This window comes from Frankia sp. CgKIO3 (assembly GCF_977946435.1).
Genome location: NZ_CDWTMO010000285.1, coordinates 1 through 2,691, shown reverse-complemented (window position 1 = coordinate 2,691; position 2,691 = coordinate 1). Strand labels below are relative to the sequence as shown.

The window sequence follows — 2,691 nt, the reverse complement described above, 5'->3', positions numbered from 1 at the left end:
GGCCTGTGGTCAGCCTAGGCCGGGTGGGCCGTTCCGGGACGGGCCTGCCTGCGGCGGTCACGGCGGTGGGTGTGAGACCAGTGGGTGTGAGGTGCCGTGGCGGGTGAGGTGCCGTGGTGGGTGTGAGGCTTTGTGGCACATCTCCCGCCGGGCTGCGCCAAGCGGGCACGTGCGGTGATGCGGGGTTAGTGTCCGGTCGTGCGCCTCGGTGTCATGGGTGGGACCTTCGACCCCGTCCACAACGGGCACCTCGTCGCAGCCAGTGAGGTGGCCGCCCTGTTCGATCTGGACGAGGTGGTCTTTGTGCCGAGCGGGCAACCCTGGCAGAAGATTCATCGCAAAGTCTCCGCCGCCGAGGACCGCTATCTGATGACCTTCCTCGCGACGGCGGGGAACCCGCAGTTCACGGTCAGCCGGATCGAGATCGACCGGGGCGGCGCCACCTACACCATCGACACCCTGCGAGACCTGCGTGCGGCGCGACCGGACGACGAGCTGTTCTTCATCACGGGGGCGGACGCGCTCGCGCAGATTTTCACCTGGCGTGACCACCGCGAGCTGTTCGAACTGGCCCACTTCGTCGGCGTGAGCCGGCCCGGTTACCAGCTCGCGCTGGACGCCGCCCTCCCGGCCGGCGCCGTCAGCCTGCTGGAGGTCCCGGCGCTGGCGATCTCCTCGTCCGACATCCGGGAACGGGTCGGCCGCCGGGCGCCGATCTGGTATCTCACCCCCGATGGGGTCGTGCGCTACATCGCCAAGCGGCGTCTCTACCAGGGTGCTTCCTGACTCGCCAAGCCGTCCGGGCGGGCCACCGGGCCAGGCGATATCCCGATTTTTCGGCCCGTCGTGGACGCGAGGAGTGCCCTGCCCGCGCGTCGATGTGTCACGCTGGATGCAGCCGTCCGGTCCCGGACGGTGCGCGAGGCAGCCGAGGACGGATGCCTCCCGCCCGTCACCACCCTGGAGAACCCGAGCGTGACCGCTTCCCCGCGAGCCGTCGAACTCGCTCTCGCCGCCGCGCAGGCGGCCGCCGACAAGCTCGGCCATGACCTGCTCATCCTCGACGTGAGCGATCGGCTGGCCATCACCGACTGCTTCGTGCTCGCCTCCGCGGGCAACGAGCGGCAGGTCAAGGGCATCGTCGACGAGATCGAGGAGCACCTGCGCCGGCTGGGAGCCAAGCCTGTCCGGCGGGAGGGGGAGCGGGAGGGCCGCTGGGTCCTGCTCGACTTCGTCGACGTGGTGGTGCACGTGCAGCGGGACGAGGAACGGGTCTACTACGCCCTCGAACGGCTCTGGAAGGACTGCCCGGTGATCCCGTTCGTCGACGCGGCGGTCGGGGCCGGGACCGGTGTCTCCCCGGGGCCCACCGCGGCAAGCGGCGGCTCGGGCTCGGGTGTGGCCGGGCCCGGTACGGCGACCCCACGGTGAGGCTACTGCTCTGGCGGCACGGCAGGACCACCTGGAACGACGTCGGCCGCTTCCAGGGGCACGCGGATCCGCCCCTCGACGCCACCGGGCGCGCCCAGGTCGCCGCGGTGGCCCCGGTCATCCAGGCGATGCGCCCGGAACTTGTCGTCTCGTCCGACCTGCAACGTTGCCGGGACACCGCGGCGGCGCTCGGCGCGCCCTTCCGCTCCGACGCGCGGCTGCGCGAGATCGATCTCGGCGCGTGGTCCGGGTTGACCGCTGCCGAGGCGGCCCAACGCTTCCCCGCGGAGGATCGCGCCTGGCGGCGGGGGGAGGACGTGCCCCGTGGCGGTGGCGAAACCTACCGGCAGGTGGCGGAGCGGGCCGGCACGGTCTTCGACGAGGTCCGGGCCGAGGGGTTCCCGGCCGAACGGGACGGTCTCGTCGTGTTTGTCCTGCACGGCGGTACCGCCCGGTCACTGATCGGTCATGTGCTCGGCCTCCCGCCGGAGCTCTGGTGGCACTTCGGACCGCTCGCCAACTGCCGGTGGTCCGTCCTGCGGCTCGTCGAGGGTGGGTTCCGCCTGGTCGAGCACAACGCGGGGCCGCCGACTGGTAAGGTCGGGACCGCCGGATCGGGACTGACTGAGACGCTCCTGCCGAGCCAGGGGGCGCCGACAGCAGCCGACACGGAGCCTGTACACTTGCCGAAGTAGTCCATCAGGACAGGTTTGGTGTCCGGGTGGGGTACAAGACCGGGTTTACTCGGGTCTGATATAAAATGAATGGCAGTTGGGGCTGTGGCGCAGTCTGGTAGCGCATCACACTGGCAGTGTGAGGGTCAGGGGTTCGAATCCCCTCAGCTCCACGTGATCGGGTTGATCCTGTTCGGTGACCTTCGGTCACCTTCATGGACTCCCGCGTAATGTCTGTCCAGGGGGGATGACCCCGGTCAACCCGTTTTCATACGCCATGCCCCGACCTGCGCTTGCAGTGGTTAGCACATACCCCGGGGGGGTTCGTGGACAGACCCCCTTACCAGCGCTTGCTCGATGCTTGCCTGCGCAAGCGCTGGTAAGGGGGTCTGCGGCGAAGCGGCGAATCCGCGTGGTCTCTCTAGGCCGCTCATCGGCCGTCGGGCCTCACTCCTTCCCTTGCTTCTTCTGGCTAATAGTTGATGTCAGCATGTGCACTAGGGGATCTTCATTAAATAAGTTGATCATTTGATCTGTGTTTGGGGTTCCCCTGTGATTGCCTCGGTACGGTTATGTCCGTGGTGGA

General features: G+C 68.6%; 3 protein-coding genes and 1 tRNA gene. All 4 read left to right on the top strand.

The window, feature by feature from the left end; genetic code table 11:
- The first annotated feature begins 198 nt into the window (after positions 1–198).
- Complete coding sequence (gene nadD, locus AC08OJ_RS19590) at positions 199–786, top strand: nicotinate-nucleotide adenylyltransferase (protein WP_476594783.1); 588 nt, start codon at positions 199–201, stop codon at positions 784–786.
- A 189-nt stretch (positions 787–975) separates the two neighbouring features.
- A complete protein-coding gene (rsfS, locus tag AC08OJ_RS19585; RefSeq protein ID WP_476594785.1) occupies positions 976–1,431 on the top strand; it encodes a ribosome silencing factor in 456 nt (151 codons plus the stop codon).
- Complete coding sequence (locus AC08OJ_RS19580) at positions 1,428–2,126, top strand: histidine phosphatase family protein (protein ID WP_476594784.1); 699 nt, start codon at positions 1,428–1,430, stop codon at positions 2,124–2,126. The genes rsfS and AC08OJ_RS19580 overlap by 4 nt, the downstream gene beginning before the upstream one ends.
- Before the next feature lie 78 nt (positions 2,127–2,204).
- Positions 2,205–2,278, top strand: a tRNA-Ala gene (locus AC08OJ_RS19575).
- Positions 2,279–2,691: the final 413 nt, after the last annotated feature.